Origin of the sequence: Sphingobacterium sp. UBA3519, assembly GCF_002377215.1 — a bacterium.
Taxonomy (GTDB): domain Bacteria; phylum Bacteroidota; class Bacteroidia; order Sphingobacteriales; family Sphingobacteriaceae; genus Sphingobacterium; species Sphingobacterium multivorum.
Genome location: NZ_DFPI01000010.1, coordinates 218,867 through 242,206 on the forward strand (window position 1 = coordinate 218,867; position 23,340 = coordinate 242,206).

23 protein-coding genes are annotated in these 23,340 nt (G+C 38.0%); 12 read left to right on the top strand and 11 right to left on the bottom strand.

All coding sequences use genetic code 11. The features are described from left to right. The first annotated feature begins 38 nt into the window (after nucleotides 1-38). The 6 genes from tilS to B3297_RS04900 all read left to right on the top strand — a co-directional run bounded on the left by tilS (nucleotide 39) and on the right by B3297_RS04900 (nucleotide 4,187). Complete coding sequence (gene tilS / locus B3297_RS04875; protein ID WP_070560667.1) at nucleotides 39-1,370, top strand: tRNA lysidine(34) synthetase TilS; 1,332 nt, start codon at nucleotides 39-41, stop codon at nucleotides 1,368-1,370. Between the two features lie 192 nt (nucleotides 1,371-1,562). Further along, the gene (locus tag B3297_RS04880; protein ID WP_070560665.1) at nucleotides 1,563-2,057 is read left to right on the top strand and encodes a hypothetical protein; all 495 of its coding nucleotides are present in this window, start codon (nucleotides 1,563-1,565) and stop codon (nucleotides 2,055-2,057) included. A gap of 89 nt (nucleotides 2,058-2,146) precedes the next feature. Next, on the top strand, nucleotides 2,147-2,467 hold the full coding sequence (locus tag B3297_RS04885; RefSeq protein WP_070560663.1) for a DUF4834 family protein: 321 nt from the start codon (nucleotides 2,147-2,149) through the stop codon (nucleotides 2,465-2,467). A gap of 33 nt (nucleotides 2,468-2,500) precedes the next feature. Further along, nucleotides 2,501-3,604: a DNA replication/repair protein RecF gene (gene recF, locus B3297_RS04890; protein ID WP_070560661.1), complete on the top strand. Its 1,104-nt coding sequence runs from the start codon at nucleotides 2,501-2,503 to the stop codon at nucleotides 3,602-3,604. A gap of 46 nt (nucleotides 3,605-3,650) precedes the next feature. Then, nucleotides 3,651-3,923 (top strand): DUF721 domain-containing protein, encoded by a 273-nt coding sequence (locus B3297_RS04895; protein WP_227550177.1) that lies wholly within the window; start codon nucleotides 3,651-3,653, stop codon nucleotides 3,921-3,923. Nucleotides 3,924-4,022: 99 nt separating this feature from the next. Beyond that, nucleotides 4,023-4,187: a hypothetical protein gene (locus tag B3297_RS04900; RefSeq protein WP_286710135.1), complete on the top strand. Its 165-nt coding sequence runs from the start codon at nucleotides 4,023-4,025 to the stop codon at nucleotides 4,185-4,187. Between the two features lie 413 nt (nucleotides 4,188-4,600). Here the strand turns inward: B3297_RS04900 and B3297_RS04905 are convergent, their stop codons facing one another. From B3297_RS04905 to sucC, 3 genes are all read right to left on the bottom strand, one after another. Further along, complete coding sequence (locus B3297_RS04905; RefSeq protein WP_070560659.1) at nucleotides 4,601-5,221, bottom strand: L-threonylcarbamoyladenylate synthase; 621 nt, start codon at nucleotides 5,219-5,221, stop codon at nucleotides 4,601-4,603. A 148-nt stretch (nucleotides 5,222-5,369) separates the two neighbouring features. Further along, entirely contained in the window at nucleotides 5,370-6,815 is a 1,446-nt protein-coding gene (gene asnS / locus B3297_RS04910) for an asparagine--tRNA ligase (protein ID WP_070560657.1), read from the bottom strand. 323 nt (nucleotides 6,816-7,138) lie between these two features. Then, nucleotides 7,139-8,332: an ADP-forming succinate--CoA ligase subunit beta gene (gene sucC / locus B3297_RS04915; RefSeq protein ID WP_046674091.1), complete on the bottom strand. Its 1,194-nt coding sequence runs from the start codon at nucleotides 8,330-8,332 to the stop codon at nucleotides 7,139-7,141. Nucleotides 8,333-8,504: 172 nt separating this feature from the next. On the opposite strand from sucC, the gene B3297_RS04920 reads away from it, so the two are divergent. The 4 genes from B3297_RS04920 to B3297_RS04935 all read left to right on the top strand — a co-directional run bounded on the left by B3297_RS04920 (nucleotide 8,505) and on the right by B3297_RS04935 (nucleotide 11,404). After that, nucleotides 8,505-9,155, top strand: coding sequence for an ABC transporter ATP-binding protein (locus B3297_RS04920; RefSeq protein WP_208734186.1), 651 nt, complete (start codon nucleotides 8,505-8,507; stop codon nucleotides 9,153-9,155). A gap of 29 nt (nucleotides 9,156-9,184) precedes the next feature. Further along, complete coding sequence (locus tag B3297_RS04925) at nucleotides 9,185-9,664, top strand: hypothetical protein (RefSeq protein ID WP_070560653.1); 480 nt, start codon at nucleotides 9,185-9,187, stop codon at nucleotides 9,662-9,664. A gap of 77 nt (nucleotides 9,665-9,741) precedes the next feature. After that, nucleotides 9,742-10,272, top strand: coding sequence for a hypothetical protein (locus B3297_RS04930; RefSeq protein WP_070560652.1), 531 nt, complete (start codon nucleotides 9,742-9,744; stop codon nucleotides 10,270-10,272). 127 nt (nucleotides 10,273-10,399) lie between these two features. After that, nucleotides 10,400-11,404, top strand: a complete 1,005-nt coding sequence (locus tag B3297_RS04935; RefSeq protein ID WP_070560710.1) for a LacI family DNA-binding transcriptional regulator — start codon at nucleotides 10,400-10,402, stop codon at nucleotides 11,402-11,404. A 75-nt stretch (nucleotides 11,405-11,479) separates the two neighbouring features. On the opposite strand, the gene lpdA (B3297_RS04940) is transcribed toward B3297_RS04935, so the two are convergent. Then, complete coding sequence (gene lpdA / locus B3297_RS04940) at nucleotides 11,480-12,868, bottom strand: dihydrolipoyl dehydrogenase (protein ID WP_286778527.1); 1,389 nt, start codon at nucleotides 12,866-12,868, stop codon at nucleotides 11,480-11,482. 245 nt (nucleotides 12,869-13,113) lie between these two features. Here lpdA (B3297_RS04940) and B3297_RS04945 point away from each other — a divergent pair, with 245 nt between their 5' ends. Both B3297_RS04945 and B3297_RS04950 read left to right on the top strand, forming a co-directional pair. Next, nucleotides 13,114-13,413 carry a DUF3817 domain-containing protein gene (locus tag B3297_RS04945; protein WP_046674086.1) on the top strand — a complete coding sequence of 100 codons (300 nt, stop codon included), beginning with the start codon at nucleotides 13,114-13,116 and terminating at the stop codon, nucleotides 13,411-13,413. Nucleotides 13,414-13,432: 19 nt separating this feature from the next. Then, entirely contained in the window at nucleotides 13,433-13,561 is a 129-nt protein-coding gene (locus B3297_RS04950) for a hypothetical protein (RefSeq protein ID WP_262511800.1), read from the top strand. A 19-nt stretch (nucleotides 13,562-13,580) separates the two neighbouring features. Here B3297_RS04950 and B3297_RS04955 read toward each other — a convergent pair whose 3' ends face one another. From B3297_RS04955 to B3297_RS04985, 7 genes are all read right to left on the bottom strand, one after another. Beyond that, entirely contained in the window at nucleotides 13,581-13,985 is a 405-nt protein-coding gene (locus B3297_RS04955) for an acyl-CoA thioesterase (protein WP_046674085.1), read from the bottom strand. A 66-nt stretch (nucleotides 13,986-14,051) separates the two neighbouring features. Continuing rightward, nucleotides 14,052-15,458 (bottom strand): dihydrolipoyl dehydrogenase, encoded by a 1,407-nt coding sequence (gene lpdA, locus B3297_RS04960; RefSeq protein WP_070560648.1) that lies wholly within the window; start codon nucleotides 15,456-15,458, stop codon nucleotides 14,052-14,054. Nucleotides 15,459-15,672: 214 nt separating this feature from the next. Then, complete coding sequence (locus B3297_RS04965) at nucleotides 15,673-16,206, bottom strand: plastocyanin/azurin family copper-binding protein (protein WP_070562060.1); 534 nt, start codon at nucleotides 16,204-16,206, stop codon at nucleotides 15,673-15,675. Between the two features lie 176 nt (nucleotides 16,207-16,382). Further along, complete coding sequence (locus tag B3297_RS04970; protein WP_115047260.1) at nucleotides 16,383-17,984, bottom strand: response regulator; 1,602 nt, start codon at nucleotides 17,982-17,984, stop codon at nucleotides 16,383-16,385. Between the two features lie 22 nt (nucleotides 17,985-18,006). Then, nucleotides 18,007-18,567: a chemotaxis protein CheB gene (locus tag B3297_RS04975; protein ID WP_070562064.1), complete on the bottom strand. Its 561-nt coding sequence runs from the start codon at nucleotides 18,565-18,567 to the stop codon at nucleotides 18,007-18,009. 6 nt (nucleotides 18,568-18,573) lie between these two features. Continuing rightward, nucleotides 18,574-19,413, bottom strand: coding sequence for a CheR family methyltransferase (locus B3297_RS04980; RefSeq protein WP_236560115.1), 840 nt, complete (start codon nucleotides 19,411-19,413; stop codon nucleotides 18,574-18,576). Continuing rightward, a complete protein-coding gene (locus tag B3297_RS04985; protein WP_286778528.1) occupies nucleotides 19,401-22,826 on the bottom strand; it encodes a response regulator in 3,426 nt (1,141 codons plus the stop codon). Before B3297_RS04985 ends, B3297_RS04980 begins: the two co-directional genes overlap by 13 nt. Nucleotides 22,827-23,340 lie beyond the last annotated feature (514 nt).

Genomic DNA, 23,340 nt, shown 5'->3' on the forward strand with positions numbered 1-23,340 from the left:
ATTTATCATTCGGACAAAATATACCGTAACTTTGTTCTATGAATGTGCTGGAAAGACTAATGGGCTATATTGAAAAGGAGCATTTGTCGATGCCTCATGATAAAATATTGCTTACGGTGAGTGGGGGAAAGGACTCGATGTTAATGGCACATTTATTTGCAAAAGCAGGGTATACTATTGCTATTGCACATTGCAATTTTCAATTAAGAGGAACAGAATCTGATGAGGATGAAGCTTTAGTTCGGAAATTTGCAACGGAAAATAATGTTCCAATATACGTGAAGCACTTTGATACAAAAGCTTACGCAAAGGACCATCAAATTTCGATTCAAATGGCGGCCCGGGAACTTCGCTATACTTGGTTTGAGAAATTGCGACATGAACTGCAGTTCGATCGAATTGCAGTAGCCCAGCATCTGAACGATCATATCGAAACGGTACTCCTGAACCTTTCACGTGGAACGGGTCTCCAAGGACTCCAGGGTATTTTCCCTATCCGGGAACGCATCATTCGGCCACTACTTTTTCTGAAAGCAAGCGAGATTGAACATTTTGTTGATATGTATGGGATTGCTTATCGAGACGATCAATCCAACTTTTCAACAAAATATGCGCGTAATAAAATAAGAATTGATATCATCCCACATTTTAAAAAACTTCAGCCAGATTTTGAGATGGTCTTCGAGCAGAATATCAATCATTTTAAGGAATCTTATCAGCTGTTGCAGCAATTTGTGGAGCCTATCCGGAGAAAGCTGTTTTATCCTATAGATGAGGGCTGGGGAGTTCGGAAAGAAGACCTGGAGCCCTATATGGATAATTTGCCTTTACTCTATGAGTTGTTTTCGGCTTTTAATTTCTCAAAGGCGGTACTAAGTGATCTTCAACAGGCTTGGACAAGAGAGTCTGGGCGTATTTTTCAATCCGATGCCTACCATATGCTCTTGGATAGAAATGAGCTTTTTATTCGTGAAAAGGAATTTATTTCTCCCGACGAGGCTTTAATCACCTCCGAAACTTCAACTGTGGAGTGGAAACACTATTGTTTTCATGCCAATGTTTCTGCGGATCTAGCTATCGTCAAAGCGAGTGAGGTTGCAAAGCTGGATTATGATGTATTAGTTTTCCCGCTCACGATTCGATCATGGAAAGTTGGCGACAGCTTTTATCCTTTAGGTATGGAAGGGCGGAAGAAGTTAAGCGATTTTTTTATCAATAAGAAGATCAGCTTATTTGAAAAAGAAAATATTCCGATCGTAGTGAATGGAAATGGAGATATCCTATGGGTAGCCAATTATCGCATGGACAATCGTTATAAAATTACCGCCAATACAAAAAAAGTCCTTACTTTAGTTTGCAAAACTGATTAGCAGCAAAAATTGCTGATGTTAATCAGCGCCAAGGGTCTCTGTTTTGAGAATTAATGCCATATGGTTGATAGTCCAAACAATGGGCCCTGGAGGTGACAAAATCTATAGAAATAAAAACGAAGTTATTGAGAAGCTCTGCTATTAGAAAACAATGGTGTGAAGTCTCCAAATTAATAGCTAAATCTTAAGTAAATGAAAGAAGGTGTACTTTATTCGGAAAATCAATATTTAGGTCGTGACCGTGTTTGGATAAGCGTGCGTCTAGTGCTCGTACTTTTTTGTTTCACAGCATTTTATTTGAATTTAGACCATTTGATATCGAGTCAATTGTTCTTTATCGTAGGAGTAGGTATTATCATCACGTCCATTGTCATGATGTATATGGTATTATTCCGTACGGAAGTATTTCAAGACCATATACTGATTAGTGGACTATGGTCTACTCGTGTCGTCAAAATCGATCTTGCCTCTATTACAAAAATAGAAAAGGCGCCTTATAGCACATTCTTTTTCAATAATCCGGTTTATAACCTGCATACAAAAGGAAAGATTAAATTCTTTGCTGGTGGCAAAAATGCTGTTTTTTTAACAGATAAAGATGGTCTTACTTACGTATTGGGAACACAGCGCCAGGAAGAGCTCTATCGAATAATTATGGAAACAAAAGGGCGATTAGGAAAGTCTTAAAATTTGTTAATAAATTCTTATCTGACATTTTAAAGACAACAGTTTATCGAGTTATTGGTTAAATTTGAGAAAATAGCAACGAATTAACTATGGCATTTTTAAAATTTATACTTATTGCATTCGCTGTTTACTTTGTAGTAAGATTCTTATTTAGATTATTTTTACCATTTGCAATGCGTAAGGCAGCTGAAAAGTTGATGAAAAAAGCGCAGCAGCAGGGTGGAGCATACGGTAGCCAAGGATCAGGCGGTACATTTTATTATGAATTTAATGGTCAAGGACAACAGGAAAGTAAAAGGTCTCAGCCCGAAGGGAAGGTACATGTCGATTACATTCCACCGAAGGATGGCCCTGAACGTAAAGGGACTGAAACAGCTGGTGAGTTTGTGGATTTTGAGGAAATAAAATAATTTTTAGCAACCCAAATAGCGTATCTTTGTGCTATGTGGCTGAAGCAACTTTCTGTTCTGAATTTCAAGAATTACTCGGAATCATCTTTGGAATTTCTTCCCGAGGTAAATGCGTTTACAGGGAATAATGGTGTTGGTAAAACCAATCTTTTGGATGCGATTCACTATTTATCACTCTGTAAAAGTTATTTCAATCCAATTGATTCGCAGCATATCAAATCAGGTAATGACTGGTTTATGGTACAGGGTGAGTTTGATAAAGAATCAATTAGTGACTTCATTTCTTGTAGCCTTAAGAAAAATCAGAAAAAGCAGTTTAAAAAAAATAAAAAGGATTATCCCCGACTCGCTGACCATATCGGCTTATTTCCTTTGGTCATGATATCTCCCAATGATAGCATCATCGTAACAGATGGGAGTGAAGAGCGCAGAAAGTTTGTCGATAATGTGATTTCCCAGACAGATAATAAATATTTAGATACCCTAATTATTTATAATAAGTTTTTAGCCCAACGTAATAGTCTCCTTAAACAAGCGCGTCAAACCAGTGTATTGGATCTAGGCCTAATCGAAATTCTCAATTTTCAACTTGAAGAAGTAGGAAATATTATTTTCCAGAAAAGAAGGTCTTTTATGGAGGAATTTCAGCCAGAGTTTGATCGACACTATCAGTTCCTTACCGAGGATGCAGAGTCTGTTCACTTACACTATGAATCGCCTTTAATGGCTGATTCTTTTCTAAATATTTTGGAGAAGAATTTGGAACGTGACCGTATTCTGGAACGCACAACTCAGGGAATACATAAAGATGATCTGATCTTTACCATTCACGGCGGAATGCCCTTAAAAAAGTTTGGCTCCCAGGGCCAACAAAAATCTTTTCTAATTGCACTGAAGCTTGCGCAATATTCTTATCTACAACAGAAAAAAGGTTTTAAGCCTTTACTTCTTTTGGATGACATCTTTGATAAACTTGATGATCGCCGTACACATAAATTGATGCAGATGGTTTCAGAAGATGATTTTGGACAGATTTTCCTGACGGATACAGATTCCATGAGAATTCAGCGAATCTTTGACGAAATCAGCCGCCCTGTTCGTATATTTGATATTGAAGGAGGACAAGTCAATGTATAAGAAGCAAACTAAAAAAAGCCTAGAATTCATTCGGTCAAGCGACGATATGACGATTAAAGAGGGGGTTGAGCGTCTTTTGGAGGCTTATAAGCTACGAAGGAAATTTGATGAAACTTCGATCGCATCTGTTTGGCCTCAATTAATTGGTAAGGCTATTGCTAATCGTACACAGCAGCTATATGTTCGTGATAAAAAACTGTTCGTACGGGTAGAGTCTGCTGTTATTAAGAATGAATTGGCGCTTATGCGAAGGCAAATTCTAGGAAGAGTAAATGAATATGTAGGTCACGTCATTATTGAAGAAGTCGTGATTTTATAAAACCTCCTTTCATGTTAGAGCAACTCTTTTAATATTTTTTCCTATATATGAGGCTAGTGCCTTAAAACTTTTCTCAAACTTCGAGCGTATTGAATTAAAATGAGTATTCTCATTGACGCGACAGCAGAAGAGGAATGGAGCCCAACTATCAAACAGTTTGAAAAGCAACCGGTCGGAAATGCACAGGTTAGATTTGTCCAAGGTGAATTGTTTTGGATTGTTTTTTCCTGGAAAACTACTTATAGAAACAAAGCGCAGAATTGACCTTTTCAACATAGCGATAAAAAGACGGATAGCATATAGTTCTTAACTTTCCACAGGGATCTGTTAGTATAGCTTTTTTATAAACACGCTTTTTAACAAATTTGTCGATGACCGCTAACTTATGCACATTTTTATGTGTATAACTACTTAGTTTTGCACATTTTGTCATTTTTTGGAAACCTTATACTTTGTGTTATTAACAAATTCATGTTGATAAGTGGTTACTTGTGCACATTTTATGTTGATGCGCGTAGGTCATTAAGTTACTTATTAACATTCTCTATGTTAATAAGTAGCTTGTTTTGTTAATAAGTATGTTAACGGGAGTAGTTTATGCACAAATTACCAACAATGACGCTGGGGAAAATTTTGCAAATAGGTCAGTATATAGAATTTCTATTGAAAGTTGGTTTTTATAGGAATTGCTCCAAGTCACCTTTTCCTTCACGAATTACTTCAAAAGTTCCTTCTGTAAGATCAACCACGGTAGATGCGACATTATCGCCATAACCGCCATCTATAACAGCATCAACTAGATCTTCGTATTTTTCGTGAATTAATTCTGGATCGGTAGAATATTCAATAATTTCATCTTCATCGTGAATGGAGGCTGTCACAATAGGGTTGCCTAATTGTCTGACAATTTCACGAACAATATTATTGTCTGGAACACGGATACCCACGGTCTTCTTTTTGGAACTTAGGAGCTTAGGGACTTTAGTTGTTGCGTTAAAAATAAAAGTAAAGGGTCCTGGCAATGCTTTTTTCAATACACGGAATACGGAGGTATCGAAGGATTTTGTGTACTGCGAAATATCTGTTAAATCATAGCAGATAAATGATAGGTTCGCCTTTTCTGGTTTTAGCCCCCTAATTTCACATAAGCGTTCTATGGCTTTTTGTTGCGTGATATCACAGCCAATACCGTATACGGTATCGGTTGGGTAGATAATTACACCACCACGGCGAAGAATATCAACCGCCTGTTCTATTGCCCTGGGATTGGGGTTATCGTTATATATCTTAATGAGCATTTTTATTTTTGTTAAGCACCTGAATTAGGTCTAATCTCAGGCCCTATTGTAGGATGTCAATAGGGCAATGGTTATTATCTGCATTCAGATACACTATATATGAAAGAACAACAGCCAAAATATTTTGTTTTGGCTGTTGTTCTTTAGATTAAAATTCTGCGTTTTTCGGTGTGCGCGGAAATGGTATTACATCGCGGATATTTGTCATTCCGGTTGTGAATAATACCAAGCGCTCAAAGCCTACACCAAATCCTGAATGTGGGACTGAACCAAAGCGTCGTGTATCCAAGAACCACTCCATTTCTTCTGCAGGAATACCAACTTCAGCCATGCGATCGAGTAAGCGATCAAGATTTTCTTCACGTTGCGAACCACCGACCATTTCACCAATACCTGGAAAAAGAATGTCCATGGCACGGACTGTGTTTCTTCCTTGTGCATCCGGCTCATTTTGCTTCATATAAAAGGACTTGATTTCGCGTGGATAGTCTGTTAAGATAACAGGTTTTTTGAAGTGTTTTTCCACCAAATAACGTTCGTGTTCCGATTGTAAATCAGCTCCCCAGTCATCAATTAAATATTTGAATTGTTTCTTCTGGTTTGGTTTGCTACGCTTTAATATTTCAACGGCATCTGTATAGGTTACGCGTTCAAAATCGTTTGTTAAAACAAAGTTCAATTTCTCTACCAGGTTTAATTCTGACCGTTCCGCAGCTGGTTTCGATTTCTCTTCTTCCAATAAGCGATTTGTTAAGAACTCAATTTCTTCTGGACAAGTTTCCAAAGCGTATTTGATGACATATTTCAGCAAAGCTTCGGCCAGATCCATATTGTCTTCCAATTCATAGAAAGCCATTTCTGGTTCGATCATCCAAAATTCGGCTAAGTGACGTGTTGTATTTGAGTTTTCCGCTCTAAATGTAGGGCCGAACGTATAGATGTTTCCAAAGGCCATAGCGCCAAGCTCCCCTTCTAATTGGCCTGATACAGTAAGGTTCGTCGATTTCCCAAAGAAGTCTTCTTTGAAATCGATATCTCCATTTTCTTTACGTGGCGGGTTTTTTAAATCCAAGGTTGTAACCTGGAACATTTCTCCAGCACCTTCCGCATCCGAACCTGTGATGATTGGTGTATGCATGTAGACAAAGTCATTTTCCTGAAAAAACTTGTGTACTGCAAATGCTAAAGCATTACGCACTTTGAATACCGCATTGAATGTTCCGGTACGGAAACGCAAATGCGCAATTTCACGTAAAAATTCTAAGCTATGCTTTTTGGGCTGTAATGGATATTTTTCGGGATCAGAGTCGCCAATAATACTAACTTCTGTCGCTTTAACCTCAACTTTTTGCCCTTTACCCAGTGATTCTACCAATTGACCTTTTACGCGAACTGCTGCTCCAGTGGTGATCCGTTTTAAGATATCTTCAGGTGTATTTTCAAAATCGACTACTGCTTGAATATTATTGATTGACGAACCGTCATTGATTGCTATAAACTGATTGTTACGGAAAGTTCTTACCCAACCTTTAACAACGACCTCTTTGCCAAATTCTGTGGCATTCAATAGTTCCTTTATTCTTGTGTGTTCCATCTTAATTTTTGGAGATTGACTTGTAAAAGATGCTTTGTTAGAAAAGCAATACAAAAATAAGCTATTCTGTTGGTTTATTGGTTATAAATGTTGATTTAATTCACTTGAAGATGGTTCGTTAATGTGCAAAGGAAAAATATTTTCTGAAATAAAGATGGGTGAAAACGCAAAGCAGGGGAAACGACACATAGCTCACTTTGCTATGAAATATCGGATCGGTAGGAAGTGCTTTTTTTTCGTTGTGGCGTACAGAAATAGCCGATAGAAACAAAAAAGCGCGGATTATAACTAATCCGCGCTTTTTGTTATGATGATTAAAGGAACTAACCTTTTAATACTTTTGTTACCAATTCAGCAGCTTCTTTCAATAAGATTGCGGAATAAACTTGTAAACCGGACTCATCAATTAATTTTTTAGCCTCTTCAGCATTCGTACCTTGAAGGCGAACGATGATTGGAACAGGGATGTTACCGATTTCGCTGTAAGCATCAATTACACCTTGAGCAACACGGTCACAACGAACAATACCACCGAAGATATTAATTAAGATCGCTTTTACGTTAGGGTCCTTTAAGATGATATTGAAACCAGCCTTTACAGTTTCAGCGTTAGCAGTACCACCTACGTCCAAGAAATTTGCAGGTTCACCACCAGCTAATTTGATGATGTCCATTGTAGCCATTGCTAAACCAGCACCATTTACCATACAACCTACGTTACCATCTAATTTAACGTAGTTAAGGTTTGATTCACCAGCTTCAACTTCCGTCGGATCTTCTTCAGTTACGTCACGCATAGCAGCGTAATCTGGGTGACGGTACAAAGCGTTCTCATCAAGATTTACCTTCGCATCAACTGCTAAGATCTTGTCGTCTGAAGTTTTTAATACCGGATTGATCTCAAACATAGAAGAGTCTGTAGAATCGTAAGCTTTGTAAAGAGCAGCAACAAATTTTACCATTTCTTTGTGTGCAGCACCAGAAAGACCAAGATTGAAAGCAATTTTACGTGCTTGGAATCCTTGTAAGCCTACTTTTGGATCGATTTCTTCTTTGAAAATCAAGTGTGGTGTTTTTTCTGCAACTTCTTCGATATCCATACCACCTTCTGTAGAGTACATAACGATGTTACGTCCTTTAGCACGGTCTAATAATACAGACATGTAGAATTCTTTTGTTTCGCTCTCGCCTGGATAATAAACGTCTTGAGCTACCAAAACTTTGTTTACTTTTTTACCTTCAGGTCCAGTTTGAGGCGTTACTAATTGCATGCCAATGATGTCAGTTGCTCTTTGTTTGACTTCATCTAAGTTCTTAGCCAACTTGACACCACCACCTTTACCACGGCCACCAGCGTGAATTTGAGCTTTAACAACAACCCAATCAGAATTGTAGTCTTCTTTCATTTTTTTGGCCGCTTCCACAGCTTGCTCTGGAGTATCTGCTACGATACCTTCCTGTACGCGCACACCAAAGCTCTTTAGTATTTGCTTTCCTTGATATTCGTGAATGTTCATTTGCAAAAATATTTGGCGTAAAAATATAATTTTTTGGGGGATAAGACAAGGGATAAGTTGCTCTTTTATCTATTTTTTGACATTTAGACAAAATAAAATGGCTGGAATAGAGAAATAACAGCTTATTTATTCAAACTCGTGGTATCGTAAATTTATTTATCTTTGTCCTATGATGTTACATGCCAAAGGAATTCACAAAGCTTATGGATCATTACCAATTTTGAAAGGTGTTGATATCGCTGTTGAAAAAGGGGAAATCGTCAGTATTGTTGGTGCCTCAGGAGCTGGAAAAAGTACACTGTTGCATATTATTGGTACCTTGGATAAGCCTGATCAGGGGGCAGTTTTCATCAATGGTGTTGATGTTCAAAAATTGAATGCTAAAAAGCTCAGTGCTTTCCGTAATGAACATATTGGTTTTGTTTTTCAATTTCACCATTTGCTGCCTGAATTTACGGCCTTGGAAAACGTATGTATTCCAGCTTTTATTCAGGGAAAAGGGAGATCCGAGGCGGAAGCTAAAGCAAGAGAATTACTGGAATTATTGGGGGTTTCTCATCGTATTGACCACAAGCCCGCTGAAATGTCTGGCGGCGAACAACAACGCGTTTCTGTGGCGCGCGCTTTGATCAATGATCCTTCCATTATTTTGGCCGATGAACCTTCGGGTAATCTTGACTCAGAGAACGCGGCAGCTTTACATCAATTGTTTTTTGATCTTAGACATAAATTTCAACAGACATTTATTATCGTTACTCATAATGAGGAGCTTGCCCGAATTTCGGATCGAACGATCCATATGCGCGATGGGTTAGTCGTGTAACAGTAATCGGGATTATAATTATATTTTTAATGAAGAAAATACTCATAACTTTCGGGACCAGACCTTTGGCGATGCGTATCGCTAAAAGACTTGGGACTGATTTCGAAATATTATATGCAAGTTCAGAAGATATTCCCGAATTGCTTTTAGCCTCAGGGAAATATGCTAAAATTCCAAAAGGTCTTCTTCCTACTTTTGCGCATGAGATACTCAAATTAAGTTTAGACCAAGAGGTTGATTATGTGTTGCCTCTGGGTGGTTTTGAGCTGGAGCCATTGTCCACTGCCAAGGTTTTATTTGAGGAATATCAGATCTCCGTTCTTGTCCCCGATAAACAGCAGCTTGAAACTATTCCTGTTATGGAAAATCCACCTGCTGAATTGCCTTATAAACTCCTTTCGAAGGGGAACAATTTATTGGATTCGACGAGATTTGACAGGCCATTGGATGGATTGTTTGTCACTTCGGATTCAGGCGAGGACTTAGCGCTAATTTGTGTGTCCAAATAGAATCTTATTGTTGTGGCCAGTGTCATTAAGGTTTTAACGATGTCGACACAACCCTTAATTTTAAGCTTTTACTTATCATGATGTTTCCAGAAGATAAAAAGGTATATGTTTTTGAATTGGATGATGTTGTTTTTCCTAAAAAGGATTACTTACTTCAAGTATATTATCTTTTTGCTAGTTTTATAGAATTTACAGAGACTGTTCCTGCGCAAGCAGATTTGGTTCAATTTATGAAAAATCACCTTGAGCATCAAGGTGAGTATTTATTGTTCGAACATGCGCAGCAAACTTTTGGATTTGATCCAAAATATAAAGAGAATTTTGAGCGGCTTCATGTCAATGCAATTTTGCCGCTACGGTTACATTTGTTTGATCATATTAATACGCTGTTTAAGCAATTAAAAGCGGCAGATAAACATGTATGTATTTTGACGAAAGGAAATCCGCTAGAACAACTCAATAAAGTTAAATTTGTGGATTGGGGTGAATATGGGGATGATATAAAGGTTTATTTTAAAGATGAACTTGTTTTTAGGGAAATTGATCCATTGGAGTTCCTCGCCAAGGAGTTTACCGTTGAAACGGCTGCAATTCAATTTGTAGACTAAGTTTACAGTCAGTATCTTTGTTGAATCTACCAACAATAATTGCCATTAAAGTCGTTGTCGATATTGTTGAGAAAAAATTATGATTAGGGATATAAAAGCCCTATTTTTATATAAAGCCCTTGGATTTATGAATAAAGTGAACAAGCCTGCCACGATTAAAGAAATTGCCAAGAAGCTCAAAATCAGTCCTTCGACAGTTTCTAGAGCATTGAATGATCACCCAAGTATTGGACTGGTAACAACAATGCGGGTTAAAAAAATGGCCGAAGAATTGAATTATGAACCCAATCAGACGGCTATATTCTTCAAGCAGCGTAAAACTTTTACGATTGCTGTAATCTTACCGAGTTTGTCTGAACCGTTTTTTTCTTTCGCCATTAGTGAAATTGAAAATGTTGCATCAGAACACCGATATACAGTTCTGATGGGGCAATCCTTGGATGATCCTGATCGGGAAGAGCAAATTTTAAAAACATTTAAAAACCATCGTGTTGACGGGATTTTAATGTCCATAGGTAAAAAGACGACCAATTTGGAATTTATTGAGAAATTGGAATCGTCCGGTATCCCGATTGTTTTCTTTGACTGTGTGCCTAGTTTACCCAATATCAATAAAGTACAAAGTGATCTTTCTACGGGTATGAACGAAGCTGTGGACGCCTTCGTAGCCCGTGGACACAAAGTTATCGCGCTTGTAAATGGGCCGAAAACACTGCCCGCTAGTGAAGACAGAAAAGTAGCTTACCTATCGGCAATGAAAAGGAATGGGATGGATATTCTGGAGAAGAATATCATCGAAACGGATTTGAGTACGGAAGGAAACGAGAAAGCGATGGATCATATATTCGCGATGTCTGAGCGGCCTTCAGCCATTATATCTTTTAATGACTTTGTTACACTTGATTTGATGAAAGCAGCCAGACAAAAGGGTCTTGTCTTAAATCAAGATATTTTCTTTATTAGTTATGCCAACTATCCGTTATGGCAATATATGGAAAATCCGCCAATGGGGCGCATAGAGCAATTTCCAGGCATGCAAGCGCGTAAAGCCGCTGAAATCTTATTTGAACGCATTGACAATACCGAAATTGTCGATCAACAGATCGTCTTTAAGTCACGATTGGTTATGTAATCGCTATTATCCATTCGGCAATAAAACTAAAAAGGGGAAAANNTTTTCCCCTTTTTAGTTTTATTTTTTTTAATACTACAAGTGGATCACTTCACCGTAAGCATCAGCACAAGCTTCCATAATCGCTTCACTCATTGTTGGGTGAGGATGGATCGTTTTAATCATTTCATGACCTGTTGTTTCCAATTTGCGGGCAACAACAACTTCTGCAATCATCTCGGTCACATTGGCTCCGATAAGGTGTGCGCCTAGAAACTCACCATATTTAGCGTCAAAGATAACTTTAACAAAGCCATCTTTCGCACCAGCAGCTGAAGCTTTTCCTGAAGCTGAGAATGGGAATTTACCAACTTTAATTTCATAGCCGGCTTCTTTTGCCGCTTTTTCGGTATAACCTACAGAAGCAATTTCTGGGGAGCAATAGGTACAGCCTGGGATATTATTGTAGTCAATAGGTTCAACATGTAGCCCTTTGATTTTTTCAACACATGTGATCCCTTCTGCTGAGGCAACGTGAGCCAGGGCTTGGCCTTTAACGATGTCACCGATAGCATATACACCTTCGATGTTTGTTTTGTAGAAATCATCTACAACAACACGGCCGCGATCAGTTTTTACACCAACCTCTTCCAAGCCGATATTTTCGATATTTGGAGCGATACCAACAGCCGATAATACAATCTCTGCTTCGATAACTTCAATACCTTTTTCTGTTTTGATTGAAACTTTGCTCAACTCACCTGTTGTGTCAACGGATTGAACTTCAGATTTCGTTAAGATGGTGATACCTTGTTTCTTTAAGCTTTTCTCTAATTGTTTTGAAATTTCTTCATCTTCAACAGGAACGATTCTATCCATAAACTCTACGATCGTTACCTTTGTTCCGATTGCATTATAGAAATAAGCGAATTCAACACCGATTGCACCGGAGCCAACAACAACTAAAGACTTTGGTTGCTCAGGAAGTGTCATTGCCTGACGGTAACCGATGATTTTTTTACCATCTTGCGGTAAATTAGGCAATTCACGTGAACGTGCACCAGTCGCTAGGATGGTATGTTTTGCCGAATATTCTTTAGTAGAACCGTCTGCTCCTTTCACATCGATTTTACCACCTTTTTTAATTTTTGCAGTTCCATTGATGACGTCGATTTTATTCTTTTTCATCAAGAACTGAATACCTTTACTCATTCCTTCAGCAACCCCGCGACTTCTTTTGACAATAGCGTCAAAATCAGCCTCACCACCTTGAACATTGATGCCGAAATCAGCGGCATGGTTTAAATATTCAAATACCTGAGCACTTTTCAATAATGCTTTTGTAGGGATACAGCCCCAGTTTAGACAGATTCCGCCTAATGATTCGCGTTCAATAATCGCTGTTTTGAACCCTAACTGAGCGGCTCTAATGGCAGCAACATACCCGCCTGGACCACTACCGATTACAATGATGTCGTAATTCATATAAATAAATATTCTGTAGTTGAGTGTTATAGCTTCAAATGACAAAATATGTGAAGCATATATTCATTCAAAAGTACGCATTTTTTCTGATGAATATGAACTATTTATTGTAAAATTGGCGGTTTCTGATAAAACGCTGTCGCTGTTTCTAGCTGAATGTCACATCCTGGTCAAAGGGGGAAAAATAATAGTTAAAGCGTTTTTAGTGTCTTATTTTTGAAGTTCACAATGCACAGTTTATCATTATGTTAAGAATATTCAGACAGATCGCCTTGTGGGAAGCTATCTCCACCATTTGCTTGTTTTTTATTGCTATGCCCTTGAAGTATTTTGCGGGAATCCCCGAAGCTGTCAAAATAGCCGGTTCCATTCATGGCTTCTTTGTTGTTATTTTTGTGGTTATGCTGATTATGTCAACAGTAGAATACAAGTGGCCTATATTAAAAGCGGTAAAATATTTCTTAGCATCCTTGATCCCTATTTTTGGCTTTTGGGTGGAATTGGACCTTAAAAAAGAAATCGAAGGAAAAAGACAGAAGTCATAGTATTTGTATAAAAATTCAAATGCATGATTTTTATAAAGGTTCAGGAAGAGGTAAGAGAAGGAATTGGATTGCGAATAGACCAGAGGAATCGCCTGTATTCAATGGACGAATACGTGTGTCCCTCTCCTTTGCGGGAGATATCAATTAATAAGACAGGAGAGAGATGTTTAATCCTCTCTACCTGTCTTCTCAATACCCATATACGCATAGGTAATGCTATCCCTTCCGTGGGGAGCAGGATTACCTTCTTCATCCAGGTTTACAAAGACCAATTTATCGATTGATAGAATTGTTTTTCTGGATATTTTATTGCGGACCTCGCAGCGCATCGTTAACGATGTTGTTCCAAAATTGATCGCTTCAATACCCAGTTCAAGTATATCGCCTTGTTTGGCTGAGCTTACAAAGTTAATTTCTGAAATAAATTTCGTAACCACTTTGGGGTTTCCTAATTGAACGATAGCATAAATGACCGCTTCTTCATCAATCCATCGCAGGAGTGTTCCGCCAAATAATGTTCCATTGGGATTTAGGTCTTCGGGTTTGACCCACTTTCTTGTGTAAAAATTCATCGTGTTTAGGTAGTTAAGAGAAAGGGGAAAAGTTTTCTTTTCCCCTTACGTTTCGATATTTATCGCCTAAGCGTGTATTGCTCTATTTGCTGTAGCTGCTAGCGCCGCCTCTTTGATTGCTTCCGTGTAGGTTGGGTGTGCGTGGCAAATACGTGCGATATCTTCTGCAGATGCACGGTATTCCATAGCTACGGTTGCCTCACCAATCATATCTGCTGCACGAGGACCGATCATATGTACACCTAATACTTCGTCAGTTGTCGCGTCTGCCAGTACTTTTACAAAACCGTCGGTGTCACCCGATGCTTTTGCACGACCAGAAGCTTTGAAAGAGAATGATCCAGCTTTGTATTTTACACCAGCCTCTTTAAGTTGTTCTTCCGTCTTGCCAACAGAAGCAACTTCAGGCCAAGTATAAACAACACCTGGAATCAAATTATAATCAATATGTGGTTTTTGACCTGCGATATATTCTGCAACATATACACCTTCGTCCTCAGCTTTGTGTGCCAACATTGCTCCAGTGATCACATCACCAATTGCAAATACACCTTGCACTGCTGTTTCCAGATGGGCATTAACGGGGATTTTCTTACCTCTTTCTTCTACTGTGATGCCGATATTTTCTAATCCTAAACCTTCAGAATACGCGGTACGACCAACGGCTACGATACAGTAGTCGCCTTCTAAAGTTACTTCTTGTCCTTTTGGATCTTCAGCAGTTACTTTTACAACTTTACCTTTCGCGGAAGCTCCAGTCACTTTATGACCTAAATAGAACTCCATGCCCAATGATTTTTTCAAAACACGTTGTAGTTCTTTTCCTAAGCCACCATCCATTGTACCGATGATAGATTTTGCAAATTCAACAACAGATACTTTTGAACCCAAACGCGCATAAACTGAACCGAGTTCCAAACCGATAACACCACCACCAATGACAATAAGGTGTTTTGGTATTTCTTTTAGGTTAAGTGCTTCGGTTGAGGTAATGATTCTTTTTTTATCAACAGGTAAGAAAGGCAATGAAGTCGGTTTCGATCCCGTTGCGATAATTACATTTTTAGCAGTGATCTGCTCTGTAGAACCATCTGCTTTCGTTATTTTGATGGTGTTTTTGTCCACAAATGAACCCACACCCTGAAAACTGTCAATTTTATTCTTCTTAAATAAGAAGGTGATACCGGCAGTATTTTGGGCAATGACATCGTCTTTACGAGCAATCATCTTTGCCATGTCTACTTTCAGATCTTTCAAACTGATGCCAAATGCATCAAAATTGTGCGCAGCATTGTGGTAATGCTCCGAAGAATCTAAAAGCGCTTTTGAAGGAATACATCCAACGTTAAGACAAGTACCACCAAATGTGCTATATTTTTCAATAACAGCTGTTTTTAATCCTAATTGGGCACAACGGATAGCTCCTACATATCCGCCTGGACCACTTCCGATTACAATTACGTCGTATTGCATTGATTACGTTTTATTTTTTTGTAGCACAAATTTAATGATTATTAATGGGATAGGAAATCAAAACTTACGATTTGTGATCAAAGACCCTTACTTTACATTTTTTTGATAAAAGAATGGAAATTATGCACCTTGGGGAGGAACGGGGCGGTGCTTTAAAGGGGGATAGATCTAAAAAAGGATATTCAAAATATGAATATCCTTTTTTACTTATTTGTTATTCTGCAACAATTTTTCCTTGCATAACACCATAGTGACCAGGGAAGCTACAAATAAACGTATAAACTCCTTTTTCAAGTGTAAATGTGATTTTATCAGTTTCTCCAGGTCCCAATAATTTGGTGTGCGAAACAATTGAAGATAAAGCTGATTTTGGAATATATTCGTCTGCAGCAGCTGCAGCAGCCTCAGCACCGAAAGTTGGAAGGTCAACACCTGGTTTTAGGATAACGACGTTATGTCCCATGGACTCTTTCGGCATAGTACCTGCATTTTTGAAGGATAATTCTACTGGTTCACCCGCTTTTACACGGAAAAGATCCTTATTATATTTCATTTGATCGTTACCTTCTAAAGATAAGCTGTTGGAAATAGCTACGTTTTCAATACCAGGCACTGTTTCTGTTGCTTGGCTTTCGGTTGAAGTTGTCGCTTCTGTACCAGTTGATTTTTCAGACTTGTCACTGTTTCCACCACAAGATGCAATTGATAAAGCAACTGCAACTGCTGGTATCATAAAAAGTTTTTTCATTTGAATGATTGTTTGTTTATCTTTTATTTATTGTAGGCATTTCCGCAGCCTCTAGCGGTTTAGTGATGAAGTTATGACGAACTTGATTCCTTTCTGGATGTGCGTTCATGAGAAATAACATCAAAACATATTGTTTATGTTCTAAAATTAATGATTTCATTGATAAATTGAAACTATCATTTCAATTTTGACAATAAAGTATCAATTGTTTTATATAATTTGATAGGATCAAATGGCTTTCCGACGACTTCATTGGCTCCTGCATCGAGCGCTTCCTGTTGTTCGGCTTGAAGCACAGAGGCTGAAATGGAAATAATCGGCATGTTTGCGATTATCGGATTCGTGTTTCGACGTATTTCCTTGATTGCTTCAAAACCACTCATGAGTGGCATATGGGCGTCCATAAACACCAGATCAATTTTTTTCTTATTGATTTCTTCTAACGCAATGAGGCCGTTTGTCGCCAAAGTGATATCGCAATTCCAGCTCTTCAGGATATTCGCCAGCATAAAACTGTTTAATTCATTGTCTTCAGCAATCAAAATCATCGGAAAGTTGAACTTGGGTAATTCTGTATAGAGTACCTGCGTTTCTTTCTCTACCGGTTTGTCTTTGATTTTATCAAAGGTACATTCAAAAGAAAATATACTTCCTTTACCGTATTCACTTGAAGCAAAAACCCGACCGTTGAGCAGCGCAGCAATACGTTTTACAATTGCAAGACCTAGTCCTGTACCGCCAAACTTTTTGGTGATACTATCCTCTCCCTGTTCAAACGCAATAAATATTTTCTCCAGGGCATCTTCTACAATGCCGATCCCTGTGTCTATTACCTGAAACCCTAAACAAATGCTATGGTTATCTTCTGCTAGGAGTTGAATCTTTAATACAACAGAGCCTTCCGAGGTGAATTTAAAACTATTGGAGATAAAGTTGGTCAGTATTTGTTTTAATCGAAGTGGATCGGTTAGAAAATAACTTGTGATCCGATCGTCCACATCAATTGAAAAATCCAGGCCTTTGTAGACCGCTTTATCAATGAAGAGATTGTTTAGATCATCCGTAATATCATGTACAGAGGTAGATTCCATATTAAGTTTCATCATACCCGAGTCAACTTTAGATAGGTCGAGTATGTCGTTGATAATAGTCAACAGATTTTGAGAGGCAGAATCCAATTTATTGATCCAATTTTCTTGCTCTAGCGTGAGCTGCGAGTTTTTTAGCATCTGTGTAATGCCCATAATACCGTTAATCGGGGTACGGATCTCATGGCTCATATTGGCCAAAAAGGTTTCCTTGGATTTTCGAGCAAGATCGGCCTCTTCTTTAGCTTTGAGAATCGCCTGTTTTGATTCTTCTAAGGCTATGTTTTTCTCTTTAATTTCTTGCTGTATCAGTAATTGCTGGACAAAAGATTTTACTTTCGCGATCGTTGCTTCCGGGTTAAGCGGTTTATATAAATAATCCACAGCTCCACTATTTAGTCCCTGAATAAGGTATTTGTCTTCTTTTGAGATTGCTGTTACCATAATAGGGATAATATGGTTTGTTTTCGGATTCTTCTTTAGGAAGGAAACAAATTCAAAACCATTGATCTCGGGCATCTGTACGTCAACAAGTGCTAAATCAATATCCTCTTTCCAACAGATTTTTAGAGCTTCGTTGGGATCTGTGCTCGTCACTATATTTATATTTTCGATATCCTCCAGTAATGCTGTTAGACTGATAATATTTTCAATTTTATCATCGACAATCAATATATTTACCTTCTTCATTTTAGCAAATCTAAATACAATTTTAAGTCAACTGTTTGACGTAGTCCTTTATTTCTTGAATGCTCAAAATGCGTTCCTGCGCATCGAGTTGAATAGCTGCTTCGGGCATGATGGGAACTTCAGCAGTCACAGGGTCTTGTACAAATGTCTTCCCGCCGTATCGTTTTATCATTAATAATCCTTGTGCACCATCCTGATTCGCCCCAGAGAATAAAATAGCTGTACAATTTTCTTTATATATTTCGGCTACGGATTCAAAAGTCACATCAATTGATGGTCTGGAATATTGAACAGGTTCTGAGATATCCAAAGAAAAGCTATAGTCTGGTTCAACTAAAAGATGATAGCCTGCAGGGGCAAAATAGATCGTTCCATTTTCTATCGCTTCCTTATCATCTGCAGTTTTTATTTTTTGAACAAGTGCTTTAGATAGCGTGTCCTCAATACTAGAAGCATACTTAGGGTTTCTGTGTACGATGACAATAACGGGTATGCGAATCGGCCGTTCCAATGACTTTAAAATATTTAGAATCACACTAAACCCACCTGCAGACCCCGCTAATAAAAGAATTTTTCTTTCCATTACCTACTACCCAATTTTTTGGTAAATATTCTGTTTTTTGTTTACGATCTTAAATTTAGCAGCATCTTTATAGTTGATTAAAGACTCTTTTGCTCCCAAACATAAGAAGCCCAGATGGCAAAGTGAATGATAGAATAAATCCAGGACTTTATTTTGCAATTCAGTATCAAAATAGATCAATACATTACGGCAGGTAATCAGTTGAAATTCATTAAAAACGCCATCGGATACCAAACTATGTATGGAGAAAAGGACATTTTTTTTAAGACTATTATTAATGGTAGCGGCGTTGTACATCGCTGTATAATAATCTGACAATGAGTTTTTCGGTTCCGTCTTAATAAAATTTTCCGAGTATTCCTTAACTTTCGTAAGCGAATAAATACCGCGTTTTGCCTTTTCTAACACTTTGCCATTGATATCGGTGCCATAGATAAACGCCCGTTGGTAAAGATTTGCTTCTTCTAATAAGATGGCTAGCGAATAGACTTCTTCGCCAGTCGAACAACCTGCACTCCAGAGTTTGATATGTGGATAAGTTGCGAGATAGGGAAATACATCCGTTTTTACAGCTTTATAAAAATCGGGATCCCTAAACATTTCAGTCACATTGACTGTAATTTCCTGTAGGAAATAGGTGCTGAATCCGGGCTGATTGATCAAATTGGACTTTAGCTCCTGTAGATTGAGCTTGTTAAGTTCCATTATTCTAGTCACACGTCTTTTTAAAGAAGCTCTTGTATAGCCGGACACATCATATCCGTGGAGATTTTTGACTATATCAATAACTTCTTCTAACTCCTCAAAATTGATCATTGCTACTATTTTATCAGTTAACTCAGCCATACGCGCATTAGGGATATTAATTTGTCAACATCAACCGGTTTACTAATATAATCGTTTGCACCAACAGCAATTGTTTTTTCCCGATCACCTTTCATGGCTTTCGCTGTCACAGCAATAATTGGAAGGTTTGCAAATTTCTTGTTTGCCCTTATTTTTTCAATAGCTTCATAACCATCCATCACGGGCATCATGATATCCATTAAGACAAGGTCAATCTGTTCATTTCGTTCAAGAATATCTAATGCCTCCTGACCATTGTTGGCAATTTCAATGTTCATATCATAGCTTTCAAACGCCGTGCTAAGGGCAAATATATTTCGCATATCGTCATCTGCTAGTAGTACTGTTTTGGAAGCTAAATTGTTTTCAGCAATGACAGAAGCTCCGGCGTGATTGAACATATTGTATTCGCGCTTATTGCTGCGGATTTTATTTAAGAATAAATTAACTTCATCGATCAGGCGATTATTTGATTTCGCTGACTTAAGGACCATCGCTTGGCTGTGATGCAAAATTTCGGAAGTCTGCTCTGTGGTGAGTTCCATTGCCGTATTGATGATAATAGGTAAATCCCTAAATTGATCGTTCGATTTGATTTCATTCAGGAGTTCAATGCCCGATTTGTCAGGAAGGTTTAGGTCCATAATGATGCAGTCAAACAATTTCTCTTGATCTAATAAATCGAGAGCCTGTCTCGCATTGAAGGCCTGAAATATCTGAATGTGCTGTTCTTCCAAAGATTGTTTGATAAAATCGCTTTGGATTTCCTGATCTTCCACCAGCAGAATTTTTTTCAGTGGATGACTAGTCGATGCTTTTATTTTTAAGAATGTTTCAGCCAAAGATTCTTCTGACACAGGTTTAGCCATAAACCCGATGGCTCCGGCAGAAATAGGTTCGTCATGTAAAAATGTTCCTGCCGACATCATGTGCACAGGAATCTCCTTGGTGCTGTCGATTTTTTTGAGGTTACGAAGAACTTCCCAGCCGTCCATTTTAGGCAACATAATATCTAGGATAATCGCGGCAGGGCGTAAATTCTGTGCTTTTTGTAGCCCATCTTGCCCATCATAGCTGATGTATACATCGTAGCCGTTTTGTTCGGCGTAGTCTTTTAGAATATCTGCAAAAATGAAATCGTCTTCAATAATCAGCAGTTTATTGTGTTTTCCATCGTTGTCGATTGACTTTGTTTTTTCGACTATAGGATTTTCCTTCGGAATTTGTGTTGGCGGATTACTTTCTTTTTCGATAGATGGTACTTTCGGAACCTGAATTTCTTGTTCTAGCGGGATACTGAAGGTGAAAATACTACCTTCACCAACCTTACTGGATAAGATTATTTTCCCTTTTAATAAGCTAGCAATTTCGCGGCATATCGATAAGCCTAAACCTGTGCCACCATATTTACGGCTCGTTGAGCCATCTTCCTGTTTAAAAGCATCAAAGATAAGCTCTTGTTTTTCAGGGGCGATCCCGATACCGTTATCTTTGACCGTAAAAAGAAGATTTTCTGCTTCAGCTATTATTCCTAAAGAAACTTCGCCTTTTTCACTTGTAAACTTGAACGCATTCGATAATAAATTCTTGAGGACTTGTTGTATACGATGTTCATCGCCAATGAATTCCTGCGGTGCATTTACATTGACATCGAGTAAGAAGTGAATATCTTTCGACGCTGCGGTATCGATGAAAAAATCTTTAATATAATTGACAAGGTCGTACGTGTTGATACGTTCTTTTTGGACTTCAACCTTCCCCGATTCAATTTTTGCCAGATCCAACAATTCGTTAATTAAATGTAGGAGATCTGAGCCGGCACTATGAATAACAGAAGCATACTTTATTTGGTCTTCACTGAGGTTTTTCTTTTTGTTATCCTGAAGTAATTTGGCAAGAATGAGAATACTATTGAGTGGTGTCCGCAATTCATGGCTCATATTGGCCATAAATTCAGATTTATATTTGCTCGACAGCTCTACTTCCTCTATTTTTTGAGCTATGGCCTGACGGGCTTTTTCCAGATCTTCATTTTGTGCAAAGAGCAATTTGGCCTTCTCGTCCAGCTCATTATTGGTTTGGATAAGCTCTTCCTGCTGTACTCTAAGCTCTTCCTCAGAAGCCTCCAACAAATGTGTCTTATGGATTAACTCCTCATTGGTTGTTCTCAATTCCTCCTGTTGAGTCTCTAATTCCTCTGTTTGTTGTTGAAGTTCCTCATAAAGATCAGCAAGCTTTCCATGCGTTTGGGCTACTTTTATGATAACGGCAATGTTATCTTTTGCTTTATCCAAGAAGTTAAATCGCAGTTGCTCGTCCTTCGCATTAATAATTGGGCAACAAATTTCCATGATACCGACACACTGGTTTTCATAAGAGAAGGGTACAATATAAATCTCAGTTTCTAAGCGGTCGGATAATGAGGTTTCTAAGATAAGATGCTTGTGGTCGACGTCCTTTATTTTAACGACTTCATGATTGTTTGCGACTTCGCCCAAAATACCATCGTTTTCCTTAAACGTTCGTTTGATAAACTGTGTGGAGGAAATGCCAATTTTGTGGCAAAGCTGATACTCCTGATAGTTATCATCGAAAATATAAATAGTCCCACCTAAAGCTTTTGTCGTGGAAGCAATAGCATGTAGGCTTATTTCGGCAATTTTCTTGTCTGTATAGTCACCCCGTAATTGTTCGTCGATGCCATTAATAGCATTCAAAATCCAGTTATCACTGTTGGTCTGGTCTTGCAATAGTTGGAGGCGGTTGTTGGATTCTTGCTGACTTTTCATTGTAGACCTCAGAAATCTAGAGATCGAGGAAATTTTGGCGAGAATATAGAAAAATCCACTTAAGCCAATGGCGATGAAAAGGTAAGTAATGTACTGGGCCAGTTGTAGTTCATTTCTAGATCTTTCTAAGAGTCTTGCCCTTTGATCCAATAAGTCTCTCGACATGAGATCGATCTGATTTAATATCGAGGCTTTTCGCTCGTGAATATTATGGGATATGGATTGTGTTTCCTTCGTGTTATCAATATCCTGCTCAAAGTCGTAAAATGCAACAATATCCTTTCGGATGTTTTCAGTGCTGTTTGGCTGAACATGATAGAAATCATCTTTTAGACTTAAAGATCGTAACAGTTCATCCATTTTTTTTAATTCCATTTTATAAGGAATAAATAGTGAAGCGTCTTTCTTATTCAGGTAATCAAGTTTGATGTCATTTACCTCGTCTACACTTGATTTGATTTCATTAATGATATTGAATCTATTTTCGGCGACACGAACAATACTTCGCTCGTTATTTAAGTTATGATGCAGCGATATGAAAAAATATAGGGCTGAAAGGAAGATAAGTGAAAAAGAAATGATCACTCCAATGGTAATTTGCTTTCTATAATTTTTTCGATCCATGTGAGAATGAGTTTATTGTTTTACTTTTCTGTAGGTATTGTGTTTCGATGGTACCTGGGGAAAAAGATATATGTAAAATAACAAAAAAACTTGCTATTCCTAAAATAATCAAAAGTCAGCATAGAAACAAACCTATACAGCAGTCAAGGATCCCCACCAATATAATCTATTTGCGCACAACATCGACTTTTTATTGCGTAAGCGTAACTTAGACCATTTTTTTGTCTTTTCATTCTTAGTCGCAGCACATTGGGGGCAATTAGTGATCAGGTTTGATCTTTCAACAGTATTTGTTCAGTGCTAGTTCAGTGATTGTTCAGTACTTGTTCAGTGATTACTCAGTATGAACTGAATATTGAGTGACTGACCACTGTATAATAATAGATGGAAAACTGTAGTAAGCTTTAAAGTGATATGAAGGTCTGTCAAACCGATTGTTATTTCGATTATTGATAATAAGATATTATGGTAATCATCAAATAGTAGAATCTATAAAATAGAAGAAGAAAAAATA

Bases quoted from the DNA above. Each gene is read 5' to 3' on its own strand.
- B3297_RS04945 (WP_046674086.1), top strand. From the start codon at position 13,114: ATGTTAAGAATATTCAGACAGATCGCCTTGTGGGAAGCTATCTCCACC.
- sucC (WP_046674091.1), bottom strand. From the start codon at position 8,332: ATGAACATTCACGAATATCAAGGAAAGCAAATACTAAAGAGCTTTGGT.
- recF (WP_070560661.1), top strand. From the start codon at position 2,501: ATGTGGCTGAAGCAACTTTCTGTTCTGAATTTCAAGAATTACTCGGAA.
- B3297_RS04965 (WP_070562060.1), bottom strand. From the start codon at position 16,206: ATGAAAAAACTTTTTATGATACCAGCAGTTGCAGTTGCTTTATCAATT.
- B3297_RS04980 (WP_236560115.1), bottom strand. From the start codon at position 19,413: ATGGCTGAGTTAACTGATAAAATAGTAGCAATGATCAATTTTGAGGAG.
- B3297_RS04970 (WP_115047260.1), bottom strand. From the start codon at position 17,984: ATGAAGAAGGTAAATATATTGATTGTCGATGATAAAATTGAAAATATT.
- B3297_RS04975 (WP_070562064.1), bottom strand. From the start codon at position 18,567: ATGGAAAGAAAAATTCTTTTATTAGCGGGGTCTGCAGGTGGGTTTAGT.
- B3297_RS04895 (WP_227550177.1), top strand. From the start codon at position 3,651: ATGACGATTAAAGAGGGGGTTGAGCGTCTTTTGGAGGCTTATAAGCTA.
- B3297_RS04930 (WP_070560652.1), top strand. From the start codon at position 9,742: ATGATGTTTCCAGAAGATAAAAAGGTATATGTTTTTGAATTGGATGAT.
- B3297_RS04950 (WP_262511800.1), top strand. From the start codon at position 13,433: ATGCATGATTTTTATAAAGGTTCAGGAAGAGGTAAGAGAAGGAATTGG.
- asnS (WP_070560657.1), bottom strand. From the start codon at position 6,815: ATGGAACACACAAGAATAAAGGAACTATTGAATGCCACAGAATTTGGC.
- tilS (WP_070560667.1), top strand. From the start codon at position 39: ATGAATGTGCTGGAAAGACTAATGGGCTATATTGAAAAGGAGCATTTG.
- B3297_RS04900 (WP_286710135.1), top strand. From the start codon at position 4,023: ATGAGTATTCTCATTGACGCGACAGCAGAAGAGGAATGGAGCCCAACT.
- B3297_RS04985 (WP_286778528.1), bottom strand. From the start codon at position 22,826: ATGGATCGAAAAAATTATAGAAAGCAAATTACCATTGGAGTGATCATT.
- lpdA (WP_286778527.1), bottom strand. From the start codon at position 12,868: ATGAATTACGACATCATTGTAATCGGTAGTGGTCCAGGCGGGTATGTT.
- B3297_RS04880 (WP_070560665.1), top strand. From the start codon at position 1,563: ATGAAAGAAGGTGTACTTTATTCGGAAAATCAATATTTAGGTCGTGAC.
- B3297_RS04955 (WP_046674085.1), bottom strand. From the start codon at position 13,985: ATGAATTTTTACACAAGAAAGTGGGTCAAACCCGAAGACCTAAATCCC.
- B3297_RS04905 (WP_070560659.1), bottom strand. From the start codon at position 5,221: ATGCTCATTAAGATATATAACGATAACCCCAATCCCAGGGCAATAGAA.
- B3297_RS04885 (WP_070560663.1), top strand. From the start codon at position 2,147: ATGGCATTTTTAAAATTTATACTTATTGCATTCGCTGTTTACTTTGTA.
- B3297_RS04925 (WP_070560653.1), top strand. From the start codon at position 9,185: ATGAAGAAAATACTCATAACTTTCGGGACCAGACCTTTGGCGATGCGT.
- B3297_RS04935 (WP_070560710.1), top strand. From the start codon at position 10,400: ATGAATAAAGTGAACAAGCCTGCCACGATTAAAGAAATTGCCAAGAAG.
- B3297_RS04920 (WP_208734186.1), top strand. From the start codon at position 8,505: ATGTTACATGCCAAAGGAATTCACAAAGCTTATGGATCATTACCAATT.
- lpdA (WP_070560648.1), bottom strand. From the start codon at position 15,458: ATGCAATACGACGTAATTGTAATCGGAAGTGGTCCAGGCGGATATGTA.